Origin of the sequence: Bradyrhizobium sp. CSA112, assembly GCF_029051645.1 — a bacterium.
Classification (GTDB): Bacteria; Pseudomonadota; Alphaproteobacteria; order Rhizobiales; family Xanthobacteraceae; genus Bradyrhizobium.
In genome coordinates, this window is sequence record NZ_JAACFS010000066.1 from 1 (window position 1) to 17,312 (window position 17,312).

A 17,312-nucleotide genomic window follows, 5' to 3' on the forward strand; every position below is an offset into this window, starting at 1 on the left:
CAGGTCAGGCCGACATCCGGGTTGTCGACATATCGAGCGATATGATCACGCTTTCCGTAGATTGGCCGACCTATCCTCTTACGAACCCCATCAGGCGACGGCCTTGCGCCGATCCCGTACAGAAGCAAGTTCCCGGCGAGTGGATGACGCAAAAGGGATTGACTAATCGAGGCCCGTTACAGAAGCCCGGATGGAGCGCAAGCGAAATCCGGGGCCGGGGCCGCGGCTGAATCCCGGGTTGTGCTACGCTTCACCCGGGCTACGCAAAACTACCGATCCGGGTTCGCCCGCTCGAACTGGCGCAGCAGGCGGTTGCCACGCTCGACGGCCTGGTCGAGCGCGGCCTGCGCAGCGCGCTTGCCGATGAACACGTGTTCCAGTTCGTCGTCGATCACGTCGCGGATCAGGACGAACGAGCCAAGCCGGATTCCCTTCGAGTTCTCGGTCGGCGGCTTCAGGGTCAACTGCTCTATGCCGATCGCCGCACCGGGATTGCGATCGTAGAAGCCCTGCGCGCGGGTGAGGTCGAAGGCGGCGCGGGTGATCGGCAGATAGCCGGTGTTCTGGTGCCATGCAGCTTGAACTTCCGGCTTCGAAAGATAGGCGAAGAACCGCGCGACGCCGGTGTATTCGGCGCGCGGCCGGTCGCGCAGCACCCATAAAGTGGCGCCGCCGATGATGGAGTTTTGCGGAGCGCCGGCGATTTCGGGGCGGTACGGGATCATGCCGTAGCCGACCTCGAATTTGGAATTGGCCTTGATATCCGCGCGCGTTCCGGACGAGCCGATGAAGATGGCGCATTCGCCCTTCTGAAAGCGCGGCTCGGCCGATTGGCCGCGGCCGCTATAGTCGAAAACTTTCGTCTTCTGCCATTCCGCAAGTTGTGCGATGTGCCGCACCACCTCCGGATTGTTGAAGGCGAGCTCCGCATCAAGGCCGCTAAAGCCGTTGGCCCGAGTTGCCAGCGGCAGATCGTGAAACGCGGAAAAATTCTCGACATGGACCCAGGAAGGCCAGGATGTGGTGAGCCCGCAGGGCGAACCGGCCGCGCGCAGCCGCTTCGCCGCAGCGCCGACCTCGGCCCAGACCTTCGGCGCCATCTCCGGGTCGAGGCCCGCGGCGCGGAACAGATCCTTGTTGTAGTAAAGGATCGGCGTCGAGACGTTGAATGGGAACGAGAGCATGTTGCCGGCGACGTCGGAATAATAGCCTGTTACGGCCGGCAGATAGGCCTCCGGCGAGAACGGCTCCGACTGATCGCGCATCAATTCGAACACCGGATAGATCGCGCCCTTTGCCGCCATCATGGTTGCGGTCGCGATCTCGTTGACCTGAACGATGGCGGGCTGGCTTCGCGAACGGAATGCGAAGATCGCCGCCGTCACCGTCTCGGTGTAATTGCCCTTGTAGGTCGGCACGATCCGGTGGTCGGACTGCGACGCATTGAAATCGGCCGCCAGCTTTTCGAGCTGCTTGCCGAGTTCTCCCGACATTGCGTGCCACCACATGATCTCGGTGGCGGCCTGCGCCGGAGACGCAAGCGCCGTGGCGGCGAGCGCGACGAATTGCAGGAATCTCAAGACCAACTTCACTGATGATTACTCTGCTCTGTCGCGCGGGCGATGCACCTGTCCGCCGCGTCCTCTTAAATCGCGGCGATGGCGGTTTCAATCCGCCCGGTATCGCCGCAGCGCACAATTACGGATTGCAGTAGGATTATGAGGATTACCCGCAGCAGACCACCTGCCAGCCAAGCCATCAATAGCCAAGCATCGGTAAATTCTGCTAAAATTGCGTTGAACCTTTTCTTCCCGCCGTAGACTCCATCTCTAAGGGGATTGTCGCCTGTGTATCGCCGCGCCGACCTTTCGCGGACCGTCGTGCTTGTTGTCGCGCTGTTGCTTACGGCGGTCTCAACGGGGGCTTTTGCGCGTGAATTTTGCGCCGCCGCCCCCCAAAACGAGCGGTATTCGATCGAAATGTTCCATTCCCGCCAGTTCGGCGCGGAAACCCGGACCGGCACGATCGATCTCGACCGTACCAACGTTGCATTGATCGGGACGGTAAGGCCGCTATTGGTCGGGCGCCTTTGCAAGGTGGAGCGAATTTGACTGGCGCACCGCAACAGCACCGAACAGCGGAACGGCCGGCGAGCTTCGCCGCGCGCGGCCGTTTTCGCGTGGTGCAGTGGCTGCGCGCGGTGCCCATACGCTGGCGCATTCTGTCGATCGCGGGATTGAACTCCGCCGTCGTCGTCGTGCTCGCCGTGTTGATCTGGAACGGCTCCAAGGTGCTGGGGTCGGCCTGGGACGACGTCCGCCAGGTGCGGGAGTCCGACAAGATCCTGGCGCTGCTGGAAAGCGAAACCAGCCGGCTGCAGAACCTGATCCATCGCTACATCAACCAGCCGAGCCCCGACCTGTTCGCCGAAATCCTGCTGCTGCGGGAAGCGGTGCTCGGCACGCTCACCAATCGCGCCGCGAACGACCCGATGCTGTCGGGATCGGTCGAGCGGCTCGAACACGTTACCGACCGTTTCCTCAACGGCTTCGGCGAATTGCGCGCCGTGCAGGCCACCATCACCAAGACGTATGAACAGCAGGTGCTGGGACCGGCCCGGGAGATGGCCGGGCTGTATTCGATCATCGAGGGCGCCACCGGGCATCGCGATGCGCTGATCTGGCCGGCACTCGGGAAATCCCGCGAGGCTTTTACGGCCATGCTGGTCGCCACCAACGCCTATTATCTGTCGCGCACCGCGGCCTCCGCCGAGGACGCCCGCAAGAACACCGAGACGATCGAGAACACCATCCCCGCGATGGCCGACCTCGCGGACAATGATTTGCAACGCATGGCGCTGACGCGGCTGAAGGCGCGGACCGTAGCGCTGCGCGAAGGCATGGCCAAACTGACCGAGCAGCTCACGATCCGGACCGAGCTCTTGCGCAATACGATCGACGCCAGCCAGGCCGAGGCGATCGGGGTCATCGACGAACTGTCGGTCAAGATGCGCCAGCGCGAGCAGAAAGCGCAGGAGACGTTCGACAAGACGCTCTCGGCCATCTCGCGCCGGGTGCTGTCGATCGCCGTGATGTTCCTCGGCATCATCCTGTCCGCCGGCGTCCTGATCGCGCTCTCGATCCGCCTGCCGCTGCAGCAGATCCTGGCGGCGATGCATGCGATCACGTCAGGCAATTACGATCGCAGCGTGCAGGGCACCACCGCCAAGGACGAGGTCGGCGCCATGGCGCGCGCCGTGGACGTATTCCGCGAAAACGCCATCGCCAAGCGCAAGACCGAGGACGAGTTGCGCGCCTCGAAGGAAAGAGCCGAGAGCGCGCTGCTCGAGCTCAACACCGCGCAGCAGAACCTGATCGACGCCGAACGGCTGGCGGCACTCGGCGGGCTGGTCGCCGGCGTCGCCCATGAGGTGAACAACCCGATCGGCATCAGCCTGACGGTGGCATCGAGCTTTGCACGCCGGGCTGAAACGTTCGAGTCCGAATTGCGCAGCGGGCCGCTCCGCCGCTCCAAGCTCGATGACTTCGTCAAGAGCTCGCGCGACGCCGCCCAGCAACTGGTGGCGAACCTGCACCGCGCCGGCGAACTGATCCAGTCGTTCAAGCAGGTGGCGGTGGACCGCTCGCACGCCGAGCGCCGGCAATTCAACCTGAGCGAAGCCACCGACCAGATCGTCGCGAGCCTGAAGCCGGTCCTAAAGAAGGCGGCGATCACTCTGTCGGTCGAGGTCCCGGAAGGGCTCGTCATCGACGGCTATCCCGGCTCCTACGGCCAGATATTAACCAATCTTTTCCTCAACGCCGCCAATCATGCCTTTGCCGATGGCCGTTCCGGGGCGATTTCGATCTCGGCGCGGGCCCGCGGCAGCGACGATGTCGAGATCATTTTTGCCGACAACGGGGCCGGAATGACGCCGGACGTGCAGCGGCAGGCGTTCGACCCGTTCTTTACGACGCGCCGCAACGAGGGCGGTACCGGACTGGGCTTGCATATCGTCTATAATCTTGTCACTCAACAGCTCGGCGGCCGGATGATGCTGGAGTCAAGACTGGGACAAGGCACCACATTCCGCATTATCATGCCGAAAGTCGCCAGGGGCGGATCGACAGGCGGATCCACGCGTACAGACCAGACAGCAGCCGACGGAACTTCGCAATGGCCGAACAGGACGATGTCCTCCACCTGATCGACGATACCGGAGCCGCTCCGGAGGACTCATCCGCGCGCAAGTGGAAGATCGCCGTCATCGACGACGATGCCGCGGTGCACGAGGGCACCCGCTTTGCGCTGAGCGACTACAATCTCCACGGCGCGACGCTGGAAATCCTGTCGGCCTATTCCGCGGCCGAAGGCCGCACCTTGATGCGCGACAATCCCGACGTCGCGGCCGTGCTGCTCGACGTCATCATGGAAACCGACGTCGCGGGCCTGGACCTCGTCGAGTACATCCGCAACGAGCTCAAGAACGAAACCGTCCGCATCATCCTGCGCACCGGCCAGCCCGGCCAGGCGCCCGAGCGCCGCGTCATCGTCCAGTACGACATCAACGACTACAAGGCCAAGACCGAGCTGACGGCCGACAAGCTGTTCACCTCGCTCACGGCTGCGCTGCGCAGCTACCAGCAGCTCGAGCGAATGGTGCAGACCAGGCGCGGGCTGGAAATCATCATCGACGCCGCCTCGACGCTCTACGACTTCAAATCGATGCAGCGGCTTGCGGAAGGCGTGCTGACCCAGCTTGCTTCGCTGCTCAATGTCGACTGCGCCGGCATCCTGGTGCTGCGCGACGACGGCGCCCCGGGAAGCGAATTCTCGGTGCTGGCGGGATCAGGCTGCTACAGCCGCTTCATCGGCACCACGAGCTCCAAGGCGCTCGACCCGGATTTGCGGCAGATGGTGGAAGCCGCCTTCCAGCGCCGCAAGAACGAATTCGCCGACCATCGCAGCGTGCTTTATCTGCGCACCGGCTCCGGCCGCGAAGTGGTGGTGCTGCTGCAGGCCGAACGCCAGCTTTCCGATACCGACCGCGCGCTGGTCGAGATTTTCTCCAGCCGGCTTTCGATCGCGTTCGACAACGTCATTCTCTATCGGCAACTGCACGAGGCCAACACCCAGCTCGAGGACCGCGTCGCCCAGCGCACGCGCGCGCTGATGCAGGCCAACCGACGGCTCTCGGCGCAGTGGCTGCGGCTGCAGCGCGCCAACGGCTTCAAGAACGAGATTCTCGGCACCGTCGCGCACGATCTGAAGAATCCGCTCGGCGTGATCCTCGGCCGCACCGAAATGCTGACCGAGCTGATCGGCGCCGGCTCGCCCAAGGAAAACGTCACCGCCCAGGTCGAGCACATCAGGGACGCCACCAAGCGCCTGACCTCGATGGTCGACCATCTGATTTCGGATGCGATGGCGGACGCCTTCGACATCACCATCCGCCGCGAGCCGGTCGATGTCGCAGCTCTCGTCGCCGAGGTCGCCGATTCCAACCTGCCCTCGGCGGTCAACAAGCAGCAGGCCATCTCGGTTTCCGCCCCGCCGAATGTCGTCACCATGTGCGATGCCGACCGGATCCGCGAGGCGATCGATAACCTCTTCAGCAACGCCATCAAATATTCGCCGATCGGTGGCAAGATCACGGTCGCCGTCACCCATGAGGGCGGCGACACGGTGATCCGCATCGCCGACCAGGGCGCCGGCCTTTCGCCGGAGGACCTCGGCCGGCTGTTCGGCCGGTTCCAGCGGCTCTCGGCCAAGCCGACGGCCGGGGAAAGCTCGACCGGCCTCGGCCTGTCGATCGTCAAACGCATTATCGATATGCATGGCGGCCATGTGACGGCGGAAAGCGCAGGCCCCGGACAGGGATCAACGTTTACCGTTACACTGCCCGCGACAGAGACGACATGACCCAGAGCCCGCACATCATCATTGTCGATGACGAGGCACCGGCCCGCGAGATGGTCGGCGATTACCTCAAGATGCACGGTTTCGGCGTCACGCTGTGCGACGGCGGAAAAAGCCTGCGCGCCGTCATCGAGACCAACGTGCCCGACCTCGTCGTGCTCGACCTCAACATGCCCGAGGAAGACGGGCTTTCGATCATTCGCGACCTGAAGAGCCGCATCAACGTTCCCGTCATCATGCTGACGGCGACCGCAAGCCCGATCGACCGCGTCGTCGGCCTCGAACTCGGCGCCGACGACTACATCGCAAAGCCCTGCGAGCTGCGCGAACTGATGGCGCGCATCCGCTCCGTGCTTCGCCGGAGCACGCCGGCCAAGGCGGCTGCCGCGCCGGAAGCTGCGGCAGCAAAGGCGGAGAAGGAGCAATTGGTGCGGTTCGGCACCAAATGGCTCGACCTCGAAGCCCAGGCGCTGCGCGACGACGAAGGCAACGAGCATCCGCTGACGGCGTCCGAATTCGGTCTGTTGAAAGTATTCGCGGCCAACCCGAAGCGCGTGTTGTCGCGCGAGCGGCTCCTGGAGCTGGCCAACGCGCGTGACGCCGAAGCCTTCGACCGCGCGGTCGATCTGCGCATCATGCGCATCCGGCGCAAGATCGAGATCGATCCGACCAAGCCCGCCGTGATCCGCACGATCAGGGGCGGCGGCTATCTGTTCTCGCCGACGGGCGAGAAGGGTTAGCGTTTCTCCGTCGTCCCTGCGAACGCAGGGACCCATACGCCGCGGCGGTCATATTGACATGCTGTGGTAGACGGCATTTCCAGACAACAACGCGCTGTGGTTATGGGTCCCTGCGTTCGCAGGGACGACGACACGTCGGTGTCTGCTGCCCGGAACAAATCCGCGTCTGAAATCTTCCAATTTTCCGCATATTGAAATTATTGGCGTTTCTGCCCCGAATGTTTCGTCGCAGGCTCCGCGACGAAACAATTCTCTCCTGCACGAAACCATTTTTCCCTTTTGGTGCAGACATCCCGAAACCGAGCCTAATTAACAATTCTCCCAACGAACGCCGCTGGGCGTCGGAATTTGGGAGCCTGTCATGTCGAACGTCGTCGCCATTAACGCCGCAGCCAACAAGTCGATTGCCGCCGCCCGCGCGACATCCGACGAGATGCTGCTGCAGAGTATTGCCAAGGGCGACCGCACGGCGATGCATGTGCTTTATTCCCGCCATAACGTCCGGGTTTACCGTTTCGTGCTGCGAATGATGCGCGATACCACGATGGCGGAAGACCTCGTCAGCCAGGTGTTCCTCGACGTGTGGCGGACCGCCAAACAGTTCGAGGGCCGCTCGCAGGTTTCCACCTGGCTGCTGTCGATTGCCCGCTTCAAGGCGCTGACCGCGCTGCGCCAGCGCAAGCATGAGGACGTCGAGCAGGAAGACGTGCTGGAGATCGCCGATGAGGCCGACACGCCGGAAGCCTCGCTCGACCGCAGCAATACCAGCGCCATCCTGCGCGCCTGCGTTGCCAAGCTGTCGCCGGCCCATCGCGAGATCATCAATCTGGTGTACTACCACGAGAAGTCGGTGGAAGAGGCCGGCGCGATCATCGGTATTCCCCAGAGCACGGTGAAGACCCGGATGTTCTACGCCCGCAAACAATTGGCCGAGTTGCTTAAGGGCGCCGGCGTAGACAGCCTTGCCGCATAAAACGCAGCCATTTCAACTGGTTAAATTGGCATCGGGGACGAAAACCGGGTCGGTTTCGACGAACAAAGATTACCTCCGGCGAAACAAATGAAACAATTGGCGACATCACCCGGAAAAATTCAGCCCCTATACCGATCCTCACCAACTTAAACGCCAACGCCGAACAGGAGAGCGAACATGCTGAAGCCGTCCTTCCGCTTTTTCATCGTCCCGCTCGGCGCCGTCGCAACCCTGGCCACCCTGTCGGCTCAGAACGTCCAGCCCCGCGCCCAGCGCGAAACCGGCTCGACGGTCGTGCGTGAACAGGTGGTGGATTGCGGCACCAAGAGTCCCAAGGAGATCTGCGTGATCTCCTACGACAGCGAGACCCCCCGCTGAATTTCTAGACCTCCCAAGCGACCTCCAACGACCCGGCCGGGATGCCCCCAGCCGGGTCGCTCTGTTTTGGCGTCCGATTTCGCATGCGCGGGGCGAAATATCGTCGACCATAACAAGATGGTATTTCGGCCCGATGGCCTATTGACCGCACCGTCGCACGGCTGCTGAACGCCACGGTCTGACATGAGCCTTATCTGGCTTGCCGTATTTCAGCCTTACACTTAGCCGCTTACGTGACCACGTCGGTCATGATGCTTGCCGCCATCGATGGATGCTGTGTCAAACGAGAATGAAGTCAGGTTACGCAAGGGCACGTCGCTCAATGAGCGGCTCGTTCTCGCAGGCATTGCCGTAATTTTGTGTTTGATTGCTCTGCCCGGCCTCGCTCACCTTGCAAACGACCAGTGGCTCGGCATCGCCGCCCTCTTTGCGTTGCTGTTCGGGTGCCTTCTGCTGGGCGCCGCGCTCTTTGATCGCAACGTCGTCTGGATCATTACTCCAGGCGAAATCCTGATCGGCGAACAGCGTCCATTCGGGAAGTTGCACCGAAGATTGATCAGGGACGACGAAATATCCGGGATGCGTCTGCGAAAGAGCATCGGCAAATCAGTGGAGTTCACCCTCGTATTCGAGACCGAATCGAAAGATACGCTCACCTCACCTCCGCTGCCGGATATTACCCAGGTGCAAAAAACCATTTTGCAGATTGCCCGGCTGCTTCAGTTGCCTGTTCCCGAATTGGCCGAGAATCCGCTCGACGCCGCCAATCCCCGGATACGACTAGGTAAGCCGATCAGTTTCAAACGCGTCCGGGCCTACAGGGCTCTGGTCGTGCTGCTTGCCTGCTCGCTGAGCCTTCCATTCATCTATGCGCTCTGGAGCGGCAAATTGTCCGCCCTTGGAATCGCCGTCTGGTCTCTCGGCGCGATCATGGCCTTCGTGCTGATCAGATATCTCTATCGGACAAGCGCATTCTGGATTGTCCACGACGGCGCCATCAGGTTTGAACGGTTGTCGTTGAAGGGTACGACAGAGACGGATACGATCGGCGGTGATGATGTCGAGCGCATCGACGTCGATAGCGGCGGCCGGAGGAGCAGCCATTACGTAATCGTGATTCGGCTCCGCACCGGGAGGAAGATCCGCAGTCCGATGCTGGTCGGCAAAGACCAGACCCGAGCTGTACAGGCAGAGATCATCCGGCGACTGGGACTGAATCGATCGGATGGCAGATAGGCATGCACGCCTGTTCCGCACGGCGCGCAGGTATAATCGTCGCATCAGGCGTGGTAGGATATACGCCTGGTTCGGACGCAATTTTCGAAAACTGTCGTTCTGTTTTTGAAGATGCCGCGCCCGGCGAACTTGCGACAGGGTGGTGCCGATGTTCGAAGGCTGGGATGCGGTTGTATTGGCCCGGGCGCAATTTGCTTTCACGATGTCGTTCCACATCATATTCCCCGCCTTCTCGATCGGGCTCGCCAGCTATCTGGCGGTGCTCGAGGCGCTGTGGCTATGGACCGGACGCGAGGTCTATATCAACCTGTTCAATTACTGGCTAAAAATCTTTGCCGTCGCCTTCGGCATGGGCGTGGTGTCGGGCATCGTGATGTCCTACCAGTTCGGCACCAACTGGTCGGCCTTCTCCGACAAGACCGGCCCGGTGATCGGGCCATTGATGGCCTATGAGGTGCTGACGGCGTTCTTCCTCGAGGCCGGCTTCCTCGGCGTGATGCTGTTCGGGCTGAACCGCGTCGGCCCCCGATTGCATTTCCTAGCGACGCTGATGGTCGCGATCGGTACGCTGATTTCGGCGTTCTGGATTCTATCAGCCAATTCCTGGATGCAGACGCCGGCCGGCCACGCCGTCAATGCCGACGGGCAGTTCATCGCCGCCGACTGGCTGAAAGTGATCTTCAACCCGTCATTCCCCTACCGTCTCGTGCACATGGTGCTGGCGGCGTATCTCACAACCGCGCTGGTGGTCGGCGCGGTCGGCGCCTGGCATCTGCTGCGCGACCGCCATCTCGCCGGCCCGCGAGTGATGTTTTCGATGGCGATGTGGATGGCGACGCTGGTGGCACCGATCCAGATCATCGCCGGCGATCAGCACGGGCTCAACACGCTGGAGCACCAGCCGGTGAAGATCATGGCGATGGAAGGCCACTTCGAGAGCCACAAGGACGGCGCGCCCCTGATCCTGTTCGGCCTGCCCAATCAGAGCGCCGGCAGGGTCGACTACGCCGTCGAAGTGCCGAAACTCGGTTCGCTGATTCTCAAGCACTCGCCTGATGCGCCGATGGCCGGCCTCAACACGGTGCCGCGCGAAAACTGGCCGCCGGTGGCGATCGCGTTCTGGTCGTTCCGGATCATGGTCGGCATGGGATTACTCATGCTGGCGCTCGGCTTGTTCAGCCTGTTGATGCGTATTCAGGGCAAGCTCTACGATTCCCGGCTGTTGCACATGTTTGCGGTCGCGATGGGTCCCGCAGGCTTCATCGCGGTGCTCGCAGGCTGGATCACCACCGAGGTCGGACGACAGCCGTTCACGGTCTATGGATTGCTGCGCACGGCTGAGTCCGCCTCGCCGCTGGCGGCGCCCGCGGTCGCTTCCTCGCTGATCGCGTTCATCATCGTCTATTTCGCCGTATTCACAGCGGGCGTAGTCTACCTGCTGCGCCTGATGGCAGCGCCGCCGCATCCCGGCGAAGAGGGACCGTCGCACGAGGTCCCGATCCGCTCGGCCGGCATCACGCCCGCCGCCGGCGCGGTCCCCGAGGGAGCCGCCCGATGATCCCGATCGACCTTCCCACCATCTGGGCCTTCATCATCGCGTTTGCCGTGTTCGTCTATGTCGTGATGGACGGCTTCGACCTCGGCCTCGGCATCCTGTTTCCACTCTTCTCGGAGAAGCGCGATCGCGACGTCGTCATGAACAGTGTCGCGCCGGTCTGGGACGGCAACGAAACCTGGCTGGTGCTTGGCGGCGGCGGCCTGATGGCCGCGTTTCCGCTGGCCTATGCCGTGCTGATGCCGGCGCTCTACACGCCCATGATCGCGATGCTGCTCGGCCTGGTGTTCCGCGGCGTCGCCTTCGAATTCCGCTGGCGGACGACAGCTGCGCGCAACCGCTGGGACATCGCCTTTTTCGGCGGATCGATTTTGGCGACGTTGGCGCAGGGCATTGCGCTGGGCGCGATCCTGCAAGGCGTGCATGTCGCAGGCCGAAGCTATGCCGGTGGCTGGTGGGACTGGCTGACGCCGTTCAGCATCCTGACCGGCGTGGCGCTGGTGATCGGCTATGCGCTGTTAGGGGCGACATGGCTGGTCATGAAGACGGAAGGCGAGTTGCGCGACCGCGCCTATCACCTGAGCTGGGTCCTGTTGCTCGCGATGCTCGGGGCCATCGCCGCGGTCAGCATCGCGACGCCGTTCCTCCATATACAGTACACCGAGCGCTGGTTCGCCTGGCCGAACGTCCTCATGACGGCACAGGTACCGATTGCGGTTGCTGTAGTCACCGCCCTGTTGCTGCGCAGCCTCGCCAACAAATACGACTACCAGCCGTTCTTCCTGACGCTGGCGCTGTTCGCGCTGTCCTATGGCGGCCTCGGCATCAGCATGTACCCTTACATCGTGCCGCAGAGCATCACGATCTGGCAGGCGGCGGCGCCGGCGAACAGTCAGCTCTTCATGCTGTTCGGCGTCGCCGTGCTGATCCCGCTGATCCTCGGCTATACCGCCTGGGCCTATTGGGTATTCCGCGGCAAGGTCAAACCCGAGAGCGGATACCATTGATGCCGACCGAGCCGAAACCTCGTCCGCTGCTGCAGCGCCTGTTGTGGTTCGCCGCGCTCTGGCTCGGCGGCGTCGGCACCGTGGCGCTGATTTCCTTTGGCCTGCGGCTGTGGATCGCGCCGAAATAAGGCAAGGTCGCATCCCATGAATGTGGCAGTTGGCGAAAATAGAAGATATTCCAGCTACGTACCGACCTCATTCGCCCTAAACTTGCCAACAAGCCGGCCCTGAGATTTGATGGTTCCGACTGATTTGGCTTAGCCGCTAGCGATTTGGGCCATGCGCCAACACCATGCGCCAACAAGGAGTGTTTCCGCGATGACGAAGTTTCGGCACCTGATCTGGACGTTGATCGCGACCGGCGGTCTGATCCTGTCTGCCTCGCAGAGCCAGGCGCAGATGCGACAGCCTGACGTCGGCGACCAGCCGGGACTGCTTCCCGATGAGTCCGTCGAGCTCGATCCGCAGTTCAGGAAGACGGCGGTGCTCTATCGCACCAACGAACCGCCGGGCACCATCATCATCTCCACCCAGGACCGCCATCTCTATCTGGTCCAGGGCAATGGCCGCGCGCTGCGCTACGGCATCGGCGTCGGCCGCGAGGGATTCCAGTGGCAGGGGCTGCTCAACATCACCCGCAAGGCGGAATGGCCGGACTGGACCCCGCCGCCGGAGATGATCGCGCGCCAGCCCTATCTGCCGCGCTTCATGGCCGGCGGCCCCGGCAATCCACTCGGCGCGCGGGCGATGTATCTCGGCACCACTGTCTACCGCATCCACGGCACCAACCGGCCCGACACCATCGGCACCGCCGTCTCCTCCGGCTGCTTCCGGCTGGTCAATGGCGACGTCGCCGATCTCTATGAGCGCGTGCCCGTGGGCACCAAGGTGATCGTGCGGCAGAAGCCGGAGCTTTAATTGCGACGCGGTTTCTCCCGCCGATCCATTTCCCCTGAAATAGTGAGTTAAAAATGCTACGGACATTTCGAGGCGGCCTCCTGATTGGGCTGGCGGTCGCAATCGCGATCGCGGCTGGCGCGATCACCTATGAGCGATACGACACCAAGACCCTGAAGCGGACCATCCGCCGCGGCGACGTGCTGTGCGGCGTCAACAAAGGCCTGCCCGGATTCTCGATCCCCGACGACAAGGGCGACTGGACCGGCTTCGACGTCGATTTCTGCCGCGCGGTAGCAGCGGCGATCTTCGACGATCCCAAGAAGGCGAAATTCGTACCGCTCGATGCCAACGAGCGCTTCAAGGAGCTGCAGAGCCGCAAGGTCGACATCCTCTCCCGCAACACGACCTGGAGCATGTCGCGCGAGAGCAACTACGCCCTCTATTTCCCGGCGGTCGCCTACTATGACGGCCAGGGCTTCATGCTGCCGCGCTCGCGCAACATCGATTCCGCGCTGGACCTCAACAACAGCAAGGTTTGCGTGCAGGAGGGAACGACGACGCTGCTCAACGCCGCCGACTATTTCCGCGCCAACAATATGAAATACACCGAGGTAAAGTTTCCCAGGCTGGAAGATGTGCTCAAAGCGTATGAGTCCGGCAAGTGCGACACCTTCACCGCCGATGTCTCCCAGCTCTACGCACTCCGGCTGAACCTTATCCAGCCGAGCGACCATGTCATCCTACCCGACGTCATCTCCAAGGAGCCGCTTGCACCCGTGGTGCGTCAGCGCGACGACGACTGGATGATGCTCGTGAAGTGGACGCTATATGCGATGATCAACGCCGAGGAACTCGGCATCACCTCGAAGAACATCGACGAGGCGCTGAAGTCGAAGAAGCCCGACGTGATGCGGCTGGTCGGCACCGAAGGCGCCTACGGCGAAGACCTCGGCCTGCCCAAGGACTGGGCCGCCCGCATCATCCGCCATGTCGGCAACTACGGCGAGATCTACGAACGCAATGTCGGCGAAGGATCGAAACTGAAGATCCCGCGCGGCCTGAATTCGCTCTGGAGCAACGGCGGCATCCAGTACGCCCCGCCGATACGGTAAGGCCGCCAGGCCGTCATTCCGGGATGGTCCGAAGGACCAGACCCGGAATCTCGAGATTCCGGGTTCGTGCTTCGCACGCCCCGGAATGACGGCGTAACTCTCAATACCCCTTCATCCGCGCCAGTTGATCGGCGTGATAGTTGCTGTCCCCGAACAATTCCTGACAAACCCGCGCGCGCTTCATGAAGAAGCCGATGTCGAACTGGTCGGTCATGCCCATGCCGCCATGCATCTGCACGCCCTCCTGCACAGCCAACGTCGCGGTCGTGCCGGCGCGCGCTTTGGCGACCGAAACCGCTGCACCGGCGTGGTCGAAATCGCCGTCGAGGGTCTGCAGCGCCTTCAGGACGGCCGCGCGGGTGATTTCGATATCGATGTAAAGCTGCGCGGCGCGGTGCTGCAGCGCCTGGAATTCGCCGATCAGTTTGCCGAACTGCTTGCGCTCTTTCAGATAGGAGACGGTGCGGCCGAACACCTCCTCGCTCAAGCCCACTAATTCGGAAGCCACCGCGCCGCGGCCGATATTGAGCACGCCGCCCAGCAGCGTCCCGCCCTGATCGACCTCGCCGAGCACATGATCCGCGTCGACCTCGACATTGGCGAACTCGATTCTAGCGGCGTTATGTGCGTCGACCATCACGGTGCGTTCGATCGCGACGCCCTTGGCCTTGGGATCGACCAGGAACAGCGTCAGCCCGTTACGCTCGCCGGCAGCGCCGCCGGTGCGGCCAGCGACGATCAGGAGATCGGCGGTGTGGCCATCGACCACGAGGGCCTTGGCGCCGTTCAGTTTGAAACCGTTACCGGAGCGGGCGACCTGCAAGTTGGTCTGCAGCGGGCGATGCTTTGCCCCTTCATCGATCGCGAGCGCCGCCAGCAGCGAGCCATCGGCAATGTCAGGCAGATGCGCCGATTTCTGCGCGTCGCTGCCGCCGCGCGCCAGCGCGGAAGCCGCCAGCACCGCGGTCGAAAGAAACGGTGACGGCATCAAGGTGCGGCCAATTTCTTCCATCACCACGCCGGCCTCGACATAGCCGAGCCCGCTGCCGCCGAAATTTTCGGGCACCAGCAGTCCCGAAAAGCCCAACTCGGCAAACGCCTTCCAGAGATCGCGGGAGAATCCCGTTTCATCCTTGCTGTCGCGCAAGCTGCGCAGATGCGACACCGGCGCCTTGTCGCTGATGAGGCCGCGCGCGCTGTCGCGCAGCATGGATTGTTCTTCGGTGAGGACGAGGGGCATTAGCTAGTTCCGGTTTCAAAAGTAACGCGTGATTGTTGAGACGTCATTCCGGGGCGATGCGCAGCATCGAACCCGGAATCTCGAGGTTCCGGGTTCACGCTTCGCGTGCCCCGGAACGACGTAAGAGGTTCACGCCCCCGGCAGATCGAGGATGCGCTTGGCGACGATACCGAGCATCACCTCAGAGGTGCCGCCTTCGATCGAGTTGGCTTTGGTGCGCAGCCAGGCGCGCGGCCGGGCGCCGCCGCGGGAGCGCTCGCTCTCCCATTCCAGCGCATCGATGCCGCCCGCCGACATCAGGATTTCGTGGCGGCGCTTGTTGAGCTCGGTGCCATAATATTTCATCGCCGAGGAAAATGCCGGATGCGACTGCCCGGCCTTGGCGAGATCGATCGCGCGTTCGGCCACAGCCGCAAACGCCGCCTCGTCGATGTCGAACGCCGCAACCTGGCTGCGCAGCATCGCATCGTCGAGCCGACCGGAATCATCGCTACCGACGGAGTCGGCGGCGACCTGCCCGAGCGGACGGCCGATGCCGCGCTCTCCAGTGCCCGAGATCATCGCGCGCTCATGCTGCAGCAGATATTTCGCGACATCCCAGCCGCGGTTGACTTGGCCTACCACATGCGACTTCGGTACGCGCACATTATCGAAGAAGGTTTCACAGAACGGCGAATAGCCCGATATCAAAAGGATCGGCTTGGTCGACACGCCCTTCGAGGCCATGTCGAACAGAATGAAGCTGATGCCGTCATGCTTCTTCGCGGTGGGATCGGTCCGCACCAGGCAGAAGATCCAGTCGGCGTAGTTCGCATAGGACGTCCAGATCTTCTGGCCGTTAATGATGTAGTCGTCACCGTCGCTCTCGGCGCGGGTCTGCAGCGAGGCGAGATCCGATCCGGCGTTCGGCTCGGAATAGCCCTGGCACCAGCGGATCAGGCCCGCGGCGATCTTGGGCAGATGCTCCTTCTTCTGCGCCTCGGTGCCGTACTTCAACAGCGCCGGCCCGAGCATCCAGATGCCAAAACTCGACAGCGGCGAGCGCGCGCCCATCGCCGCCATCTCCTCGCGCAGCACCTTGTGCTCCGCGGGCGCGAGCCCTCCGCCGCCATATTCCTTCGGCCAATCCGGCACGGTCCAACCCTTGTCACGCATCCGCTCGAACCAGACGCGCTGCGGCTCGGACGCGAATTTTGCGTTACGCCCGCCCCAGTAGGTATCGCTTTCGGAGGTCATCGGCCGTCGCATTTCCGGCGGGCAATTGGCCTCCAGCCAGGCGCGGGTTTCACGGCGGAAATTTTCCAGATCGGACATGACGGCGTTTCCATGCGGGATGTTGGAGACGACCTTAGCCCTCGCGTTGCGGAATTCAATATATGTCTGGCGTCAGCCCATGCCGCAGGTACGATGGTCATGACGCCGGAACGGGTGTATGCGCAAAGCCGTAGCGATTGAAAAACAAGGGGAAACGAGCATGCGGTTGAAGTTGCTTTCGCCTGGCGAAATGAGCGCGGACCAGAAAGAAACCTACGACGAAGCAATATCGGGCAAGCGCGGCGCCCCGCCGGCGCCGATGATGGCCTGGCTCAACAGCCCGGAGATGGCGCGGCATGCCACGCGGCTTGGCGAGCAACTTCGCTTCAACACGATCTTTCCCGCAAAGCTTTCCGAGATCGCAATCCTCGTCACCGCGCGGCACTGGACCTCGCATTACGAATGGTATGCGCACAAGCGCCTGGCGCTGAAAGGCGGCATGGATCCCAAAATTATCGAGGACATAAGGGATCGCCGCACGCCGACGTTCGACGATCCGAAAGGCCGGATGATCTACGACGTCGCCAAATCACTGCATGAGGGCCACGGCGTGTCACAGGCGCTGTATGACGAGGCCGTGAAGGTGCTCAGCGAACGCGGGATCGTCGAAGTGATCGGGCTGTGCGGCTACTACACCATGGTGTCGATGACGCTGAACACGTTCGAGTTCGGGCTGCCGGAAGGTGAGGTGTCGGACTTGGCGTGATCTATCCTCGCCCTCTCCCCGCTCTTCACGGGGTCGAGACGAGCGAAGCTCGCTCTTAGAGGGTTAGGGTGAGGGGCTCCCTCCGCGAAACGTGACCTGACGATAGACCTGTACCCCCTTGTATCTGCCCATTGAGCAAAATGTGCGATGGAAGCGACTGAGCGCTTTGGCCGGTGGCCACCGGCCAAAGCGCGCGGCGATGTCGCCCGATACCCCCTGGGTAACACCCGTG

At 62.5% G+C, this 17,312-nt stretch carries 16 protein-coding genes; 12 read left to right on the forward strand and 4 right to left on the reverse strand.

What is annotated here, in order from left to right:
* Positions 1 to 269 precede the first annotated feature (269 nt).
* Both ugpB and GWE18_RS40790 read right to left on the reverse strand, forming a co-directional pair.
* On the reverse strand, positions 270 to 1,571 hold the full coding sequence (gene ugpB, locus GWE18_RS40785) for a sn-glycerol-3-phosphate ABC transporter substrate-binding protein UgpB (protein WP_275191160.1): 1,302 nt from the start codon (positions 1,569 to 1,571) through the stop codon (positions 270 to 272).
* 74 nt (positions 1,572 to 1,645) lie between these two features.
* Positions 1,646 to 2,023 carry a hypothetical protein gene (locus tag GWE18_RS40790; RefSeq protein WP_275191146.1) on the reverse strand — a complete coding sequence of 126 codons (378 nt, stop codon included), beginning with the start codon at positions 2,021 to 2,023 and terminating at the stop codon, positions 1,646 to 1,648.
* Positions 2,024 to 2,179: 156 nt separating this feature from the next.
* Here GWE18_RS40790 and GWE18_RS40795 point away from each other — a divergent pair, with 156 nt between their 5' ends.
* From GWE18_RS40795 to GWE18_RS40845, 11 genes are all read left to right on the forward strand, one after another.
* Positions 2,180 to 4,207, forward strand: coding sequence for an ATP-binding protein (locus GWE18_RS40795; protein WP_275191161.1), 2,028 nt, complete (start codon positions 2,180 to 2,182; stop codon positions 4,205 to 4,207).
* Complete coding sequence (locus GWE18_RS40800) at positions 4,177 to 5,922, forward strand: DUF3369 domain-containing protein (RefSeq protein WP_275191147.1); 1,746 nt, start codon at positions 4,177 to 4,179, stop codon at positions 5,920 to 5,922. The genes GWE18_RS40795 and GWE18_RS40800 overlap by 31 nt, the downstream gene beginning before the upstream one ends.
* Positions 5,919 to 6,659 carry a response regulator gene (locus GWE18_RS40805; protein ID WP_275191148.1) on the forward strand — a complete coding sequence of 247 codons (741 nt, stop codon included), beginning with the start codon at positions 5,919 to 5,921 and terminating at the stop codon, positions 6,657 to 6,659. The genes GWE18_RS40800 and GWE18_RS40805 overlap by 4 nt, the downstream gene beginning before the upstream one ends.
* Before the next feature lie 361 nt (positions 6,660 to 7,020).
* A complete protein-coding gene (locus GWE18_RS40810) occupies positions 7,021 to 7,632 on the forward strand; it encodes a sigma-70 family RNA polymerase sigma factor (RefSeq protein WP_275191149.1) in 612 nt (203 codons plus the stop codon).
* 177 nt (positions 7,633 to 7,809) lie between these two features.
* The gene (locus GWE18_RS40815; RefSeq protein WP_275191150.1) at positions 7,810 to 8,010 is read left to right on the forward strand and encodes a hypothetical protein; all 201 of its coding nucleotides are present in this window, start codon (positions 7,810 to 7,812) and stop codon (positions 8,008 to 8,010) included.
* 276 nt (positions 8,011 to 8,286) lie between these two features.
* On the forward strand, positions 8,287 to 9,246 hold the full coding sequence (locus GWE18_RS40820; protein ID WP_275191151.1) for a hypothetical protein: 960 nt from the start codon (positions 8,287 to 8,289) through the stop codon (positions 9,244 to 9,246).
* Positions 9,247 to 9,394: 148 nt separating this feature from the next.
* Positions 9,395 to 10,804: a cytochrome ubiquinol oxidase subunit I gene (locus GWE18_RS40825; protein WP_275191152.1), complete on the forward strand. Its 1,410-nt coding sequence runs from the start codon at positions 9,395 to 9,397 to the stop codon at positions 10,802 to 10,804.
* A complete protein-coding gene (gene cydB / locus GWE18_RS40830) occupies positions 10,801 to 11,808 on the forward strand; it encodes a cytochrome d ubiquinol oxidase subunit II (RefSeq protein WP_275191153.1) in 1,008 nt (335 codons plus the stop codon). The genes GWE18_RS40825 and cydB overlap by 4 nt, the downstream gene beginning before the upstream one ends.
* Complete coding sequence (locus GWE18_RS40835) at positions 11,808 to 11,936, forward strand: DUF2474 domain-containing protein (RefSeq protein ID WP_275191154.1); 129 nt, start codon at positions 11,808 to 11,810, stop codon at positions 11,934 to 11,936. Before cydB ends, GWE18_RS40835 begins: the two co-directional genes overlap by 1 nt.
* A gap of 190 nt (positions 11,937 to 12,126) precedes the next feature.
* On the forward strand, positions 12,127 to 12,726 hold the full coding sequence (locus GWE18_RS40840) for a L,D-transpeptidase (protein ID WP_275191155.1): 600 nt from the start codon (positions 12,127 to 12,129) through the stop codon (positions 12,724 to 12,726).
* 53 nt (positions 12,727 to 12,779) lie between these two features.
* Positions 12,780 to 13,820: an amino acid ABC transporter substrate-binding protein gene (locus GWE18_RS40845; RefSeq protein WP_275191156.1), complete on the forward strand. Its 1,041-nt coding sequence runs from the start codon at positions 12,780 to 12,782 to the stop codon at positions 13,818 to 13,820.
* A 100-nt stretch (positions 13,821 to 13,920) separates the two neighbouring features.
* Here GWE18_RS40845 and GWE18_RS40850 read toward each other — a convergent pair whose 3' ends face one another.
* Together GWE18_RS40850 and GWE18_RS40855 are read right to left on the reverse strand one after the other, a co-directional pair.
* The gene (locus GWE18_RS40850) at positions 13,921 to 15,060 is read right to left on the reverse strand and encodes an acyl-CoA dehydrogenase family protein (RefSeq protein ID WP_275191157.1); all 1,140 of its coding nucleotides are present in this window, start codon (positions 15,058 to 15,060) and stop codon (positions 13,921 to 13,923) included.
* Between the two features lie 129 nt (positions 15,061 to 15,189).
* Positions 15,190 to 16,374, reverse strand: a complete 1,185-nt coding sequence (locus tag GWE18_RS40855; protein WP_275191158.1) for an acyl-CoA dehydrogenase family protein — start codon at positions 16,372 to 16,374, stop codon at positions 15,190 to 15,192.
* 160 nt (positions 16,375 to 16,534) lie between these two features.
* On the opposite strand from GWE18_RS40855, the gene GWE18_RS40860 reads away from it, so the two are divergent.
* The gene (locus tag GWE18_RS40860) at positions 16,535 to 17,080 is read left to right on the forward strand and encodes a carboxymuconolactone decarboxylase family protein (RefSeq protein WP_275191159.1); all 546 of its coding nucleotides are present in this window, start codon (positions 16,535 to 16,537) and stop codon (positions 17,078 to 17,080) included.
* Positions 17,081 to 17,312: the final 232 nt, after the last annotated feature.